Annotated in this window: 4 protein-coding genes; 2 read left to right on the forward strand and 2 right to left on the reverse strand. The window is 65.8% G+C overall.

Going from position 1 to position 5,914, the window contains the following annotated elements:
• Nucleotides 1-260: 260 nt before the first annotated feature.
• Nucleotides 261-1,619, reverse strand: coding sequence for a DUF1329 domain-containing protein (locus tag UB43_RS01155; RefSeq protein ID WP_045207588.1), 1,359 nt, complete (start codon nt 1,617-1,619; stop codon nt 261-263).
• A 38-nt stretch (nt 1,620-1,657) separates the two neighbouring features.
• The gene (locus tag UB43_RS01160; RefSeq protein WP_045207590.1) at nt 1,658-3,511 is read right to left on the reverse strand and encodes a DUF1302 domain-containing protein; all 1,854 of its coding nucleotides are present in this window, start codon (nt 3,509-3,511) and stop codon (nt 1,658-1,660) included.
• A gap of 283 nt (nt 3,512-3,794) precedes the next feature.
• On the opposite strand from UB43_RS01160, the gene UB43_RS01165 reads away from it, so the two are divergent.
• Complete coding sequence (locus UB43_RS01165) at nt 3,795-5,117, forward strand: CapA family protein (protein ID WP_045207592.1); 1,323 nt, start codon at nt 3,795-3,797, stop codon at nt 5,115-5,117.
• Between the two features lie 76 nt (nt 5,118-5,193).
• A complete protein-coding gene (locus UB43_RS01170; RefSeq protein ID WP_045207593.1) occupies nt 5,194-5,874 on the forward strand; it encodes a response regulator in 681 nt (226 codons plus the stop codon).
• Nucleotides 5,875-5,914: the final 40 nt, after the last annotated feature.

Genomic DNA, 5,914 nt, shown 5'->3' on the forward strand with positions numbered 1-5,914 from the left:
CGAACGGATTCCCCGACGCCTCTGGTGCTGGGCGGTTCGCGAGCAAGCTCGCTCCTACGAACAGCAACCGCCCTTGAGTCAGATGCAGTTCGCAGGGCGCATAAACGCGCCAGCGTTATCCGCCATTGGGAAGCGGCGGGTAACCTGCTCCAGGTTATTCGCCCTACGCTCCTGTCCGGGATGATGGCGAACAAAAAAAAGCGGCCCGAAGGCCGCTGAGTCAACACAAGGAGCGCCGGTGAGCGCCGGTAAAGCCCGCCTTAGCGGATGCCCGTGGCGCGCAAGGCGTTGGGGGTGAAGTCGTTGCTGCTGGACTTCACCGCGAAGTCGTAGCTGCTCTTCTCCTCGTTGCGCAGGCCGGACACCGTATAGCGACCCGACAGCACGTCGTAGTGGGTCTCCGCCGTCAGCCAGGTGAACTGCTGGTCGTAGAACGGCCGTGCATGCCCCTCGGACACGCGCCAGAGGCTGCCACGGCCGTCGTAGGCGTCGGCTTCGGCGATCTGCCAGCTGTCCTCGTCGATATACAGGTCACGCTTGCTGTAGATATGGCGCTGGCCTGGCTTCAGGGTCGCCACCACGTGCCACACCCGGTGCAGTTCGTAGCGGGTGTGGTCCGGATTCAGGTGGCCGGGCTTGACGATGTCGTCGTACTTCAGCGAAGGCGAGTCGAGCGCGAAGCTGTTGTAGGGGATGTACAGTTCCTTCTTGCCCACCAGCTTCCAGTCGTAGCGATCCGGTGCGCCGTTGAACATGTCGAAGTCGTCGTAGGTACGCATGCCTTCTGCGCCGGGGCTGTCGTAGCCCACCTGCGGGGCGCGGCGCACGCGGCGCTGGCCGGCGTTGTACATCCACGCCATGCGCGGTTCCTTGACCTGGTCGATGGTCTCCAGCACCAGCATCACGCTGCCCGCGCGGCGCGGTGGCGAAAGGATTTCCTGGCGGAAGTAGTAGAGGATGTTGTCCATCTTCGCCGGGTCGTAATCCTTGAGCCCGAACGGGAAGGCAAACTGCTCCTTCATGTAGCTGATGGTGTAGGCGCCGTTGGTCTGCGGGTTCATCTGCGCGGTGGTGCGCAGCATCGCGTTGCCACGGTAACGGGTGACATGGTTCCAGATCACTTCCAGGCCGTTCTGCGGGATCGGGAACGGAATGGTCATGCTGAAGTTGGTCAGCCCGTTGCCACCCTCGGCCAGCGAAGTCGCGGTGGCATTCTTCTTCGCCGCGTCGATCACCACCTGCGGGTAGCTGGCGCTGCGGTGGCTGGGGTAGACCGGGATGCGGTAGGTCTCGGGGAAGCGCTGGAACATCGCCAGTTGCCCCGGCGTCAGCTTGTCCTGGTACTGGCTGGCGTTCTGCGCGGTGATGGTGAACAGCGGCTTGTCCGCGGCATAGGGGTCGGCGAGGAAGCCGCCAGCGTCGGCCTTGCCGGCGTCCAGTGCCAGGCCACCGGTCCAGGCCGGGATGCTGCCGTCGGCGTTGCCCGCCTTCTCGGCGCCAATCGGGGTGAGCTCATTGCCCAGGCGCGCGGCCTGGTCGGCGCCAACCGCGGCCATGACCTGCCCGGCGAGCAGGCTCAGGGTCAGGCAGCCGGCCTGCAACCATTGCTTGTTGTTCATGTATTTACCTCTGGCTCTAGGACTGGAGCAGGCGGGCATCAGAAGCTGACGCCCAGGCTGACGGCGAGGAAATCGCGGTCGGTGTTGACGTTGTAATCACCGCCGAAGTAGTCGGTGTAACTGATGCTGGCGGTGTAGCGGCTCAGGTATTCGGCATCCACGCCGACGCTGACCGACTTGTCGCCCTCGTTGAAGGTCGGGCCGTAGCCCTGCACGTCGTGGGAGAACGCCAGGTTCGGACGCAGCGAGACGCCGCCGATCAGGTCGTTGTATTCCAGGCCCGCGCGCACGCGGTAACCCCAGGAGTTCTGGGTATAGAAGCCCTTGTCATCGCACTGGTCGGGGTTGGCGGTGTTCACCACCTTCTGGCAGATCGCGTTGCCCGACAGCCCCAGCAGCGTCGAAGTGCCGGCGCTGGCCAGTTCGCCGTTGCCGTACACGCTGCTGCGACCGAAGCGCAGATCCGAACCATCGGTGGAGCCCAGGTCACCGATATGGCCGAAGCCGATCTCGCCGACCAGGGTCAGGCGTTCGGCGGCGATCACCGGGATCTGGTCGAAGGTGTTGGTGAAGGTCATCTGCGCCTGGGTGTAGGGCATGCGCTTGTAACCCTGGATGAGCGAGCCGTAGCTCGAATCCGCCCAGCCGCTGGAGAAGATCGGCAGGCCGCCATTGACCAGCGGGCTGGTCGCGGCGGAACCGAGGGTGGCGGCGCCGGAAACGTCGCTGGAGTTGATGCCCAGCGGCATGTTCGGCCGGTAGCTGATCTCGCCCTGCACCGCGGTGCTGCCCCAGGTGGTGTTGAAGCCCAGGCCGTAGAGGCGGATGTCCTCGGGGTAGTCCAGGTACCAGCTGGCGGTACTGCGCCCGCCCTGCCCGATCAGGCCACCCACCGGATCGGCCAGCGCGCCCTTGCCCACCACCCAGTTACTGGTCGGCGTGCGGCTGTGGTAGTTCATCGCATAGGCGGAGAACTCGGTGTCGTTGACCATCCAGCGCAGCGCCACGCCGAACTGGCCGCCATCGCGGGCGTCATGGTCGCGTGTGCGCGGCACGTAGCCGTAGCCGCCCTTGATGCCGGTGCCGTCGATGTCACGGTCGAAGTCGCTGCCGTTCACCGCCATGTTGATGTCGCAGCCCTTGGCCGCCACGTCGCTGCCGAAGAAGGTGCCGCAGTTGTCCGGCACGGTCTTCTCCCACTCCAGCTGGTAGAAGGCTTCCATGGACAGCGTGTCGGTGAGCCCCTGGTTGAAATACAGCATGCTCACCGGGATCAGCGCTTCCTTCACCTCGGAACCAGGGCGGCGCAGCGCGGCGACGTCCGCCGGGTTGATCGAGTTGATGCCGTTCTGGATGAAGGTGCTCTCGCCCCAGCTCACCACCTGGCGGCCCACGCGTACGGTGCCCGGCAAGTCGTGCAGTTCATAGTTGTGGTAGAGGAAGGCGTCGAGCAGCTCGGCGCCGGAGGACTGGGCAGCGGTATCGCGGCCGCTGTCGTCGATGTCGTAGAGCGGACGGTGCTCGTCCTTCAGTTCGAAGTCGTACCAGTACTTGCCACGCAGGAACAGGCCGCTGTCGCCGTATTTCAGCTCCAGGTCGTGCAGGCCCTTGAAGATCTTGGAGAAGGTCTCGCCCTTCTTGAAGTTCAGGCGACCGTCATCGGAGGTCTGGCTGGACGCCGTGCCACCGTTGCGGGTGCCAATGAACTGCTTGTCCGGGCTGTCCATTGCCCAGCTCGCGCCGATGGACAGGGTCGAGTCGAAGCGACCCTCGATTTCCCCCACGTTGAAGCTCACTGCCTGAGCCGAAGATGCCCCGCCAAGGGCCATGCTGGTAGCCAGCGCCAGCGCATGCGGCTTGAAGCCTGCGGCGCCGGTTATTGTTCTTTTCATGCTGCTCTCCGCCTGGATCGTGCTGGTCACGGCAAGCCGTGCCACCCCTGCTCCGCGGCTCGTGGGCCGGGAGGCGGTCGCATGGTAAGAGCGCTGTCACAACGCTGACTGCTGAAAAAAAGTGATGCCCATAGCCAGAATGAAAACGCCTGCACCTCGCAGCGCGCGAGGCTTTGCGGGTGATAACCGACGGCTATCGCGATACCCAGGATTCAGCCGACCGCCGCTGCACATTGCCCTAAAGTCCGCCGCCATCAGCGACTCCCCAACCCTGAGGTGGACCATGAAGATTGCGTTGACCGGCGACAGCATCCTGCAGCGCCGCCTGAACAGCCGTGACGACGAAACCCTGCGCCCGCTGTTCGACCTGCTGCGCGGCGCCGACGTCAGCTTCACCAACCTGGAAGTGCTGCCCAACGACTTCCAGGGCGACGCAGTGCTGGAAAGCGGCGGCTCGCACTTCGGCGCGCCATCGTGGATTCTCGATGAGCTGGTGGACGGCGGCTTCGACCTGTTCTCCACCGCCAACAACCACAGCCTGGACTACGGCATCTCCGGCCTGCAGGCCGCCCACGCGCAGCTGGAGAAACGCGAGCTGCTGTTCGCCGGCACCGGCCGCAACCTCGAAGAAGCCCGCCGCCCGGTGTACTGCACCAAGCCCGCCGGCACCGTCTCGCTGCTGGCCTGCACCTCGACTTTCGGCAAGGGCCAGGAAGCCAGCGAGCAGACCCGCGACATGCCCGGCCGCCCCGGCCTCAACCCGCTGCGCTACGACACCGTGCACCAGCTGGACGGCGCACAGATGGAAGCCATGCGCGGGATCATCGCCAGCCTCGGCCTGGACCGCCTGTACCAGGGCGCGGTCGACCTGGGCTTCGCCCACCCGATTCCCGATCCGTCGCTGGCGGTGTTCGGTCCCTTCACCCCGCTGCTGTTCCGCCAGGGCGAGAGTTCGCGCCTGCGCACCCTGCCGCGCAAGAAGGACATGGACGACATCCTGCGCTGGGTCGAGGAAGCGCGCACACTGTCCGACGTGGTGGTGCTGAGCATCCACGCCCACGAACTGGGCCATGACGCCACCGGCGAATGGAACCTGGAAGCCGCCGCCGAATTCATCCAGCCGGTCGCGCGACGGATGATCGACGCCGGCGTCGACATCGTGGTCGGCCACGGCCCGCACCTGCTGCGCGGCATGGAGATCTACAACGGCAAGCCGATCTTCTACAGCCTGGGCAACTTCATCGGCCAGAACGAGCTGGTCGAGCGCCTGCCGGCGGACAGCTACGAGCAGTTCCGCGTCGACCGCAACCAGACGCCGTCGAAGGTCTTCCTGCAACGCACGCAAAACGACACCCGCAGCTTCCCCTCCGATGCGCGGTTCTGGGAAAGCCTGGTGCCGGTCTGCCAGTTCGACGGCCGGCGGCTGACCGGCATCGAGCTGCACCCGGTGAGCCTGGGCCTGGGCGAGGCGGTCCACCGCCGTGGCCGCCCGCGCCTGGCCGAAGGCGAGCACGCACAAGCGATCCTGCAGCGCTTCGCCGCGCTGTCGGAGCCCTACGGTACTCGACTGTCGATCGACGGCTCGATTGCGCGCGTCTGCCTTTGACAAGGCGCCTTGGCGCGGGTGACCGCGTAGCGCGTGGCGGCCACAAGCTGCCACGCGCCCTCTTCTTCTCGCACTCATGACCACCGCCCGCATTCTCATCGTCGAGGACGACCTGCGCCTCGCCACGCTCACCCGCGACTTCCTGGAACACCACGGACTCTGCGCCGGCATCGAGGCCGATGGCGCGCGCGCCGTCGATCGGGTACTGGACGAACACCCGGACCTGGTGATCCTCGACCGCATGCTGCCTGGCGAAGACGGCCTGTCCATCTGCCGGCGCATCCGCCCTCGCTATGCCGGGGCGATCCTCATGCTCAGTGCGCGCTCAGAAGACACCGAGCAGATCGACGGACTGGAGAACGGTGCCGACGACTATGTCTGCAAGCCGGTGCGCCCGAGCCTGCTGCTGGCCCGCGTGCGCACCCTGCTGCGTCGGCCACGAACAACCACTGAGACGGCGGATCGCCTGGAACATCGAGGACTGCTCCTCGACGCCCGCCAGCGCGAGGTACAGCGCAATGGCGAGCGGATCGACCTCACCGGTGCCGAGTTCAACCTGCTCTGGCAACTCGTCGCGCACGCAGGCCAGACCCTCAGCCGCGACGACCTGCTGCTGGCCCTGCGCGGTATCGCCTGGGATGGAATGGACCGCTCGGTGGACGTGCGCATCGCCCACCTGCGCGCCAAGCTGGGGGAAACGCCATCCCATCCGCTGATCCTGACGGTGCGCGGCAAGGGTTATCGCTTCGTCGGCTGAACGCCAGCGATGCCATCACGTGTAGGAGCGCGCCATGCGC

Source organism: Pseudomonas sp. 21 (genome assembly GCF_000955805.1).
Classification (GTDB): Bacteria; Pseudomonadota; Gammaproteobacteria; order Pseudomonadales; family Pseudomonadaceae; genus Pseudomonas.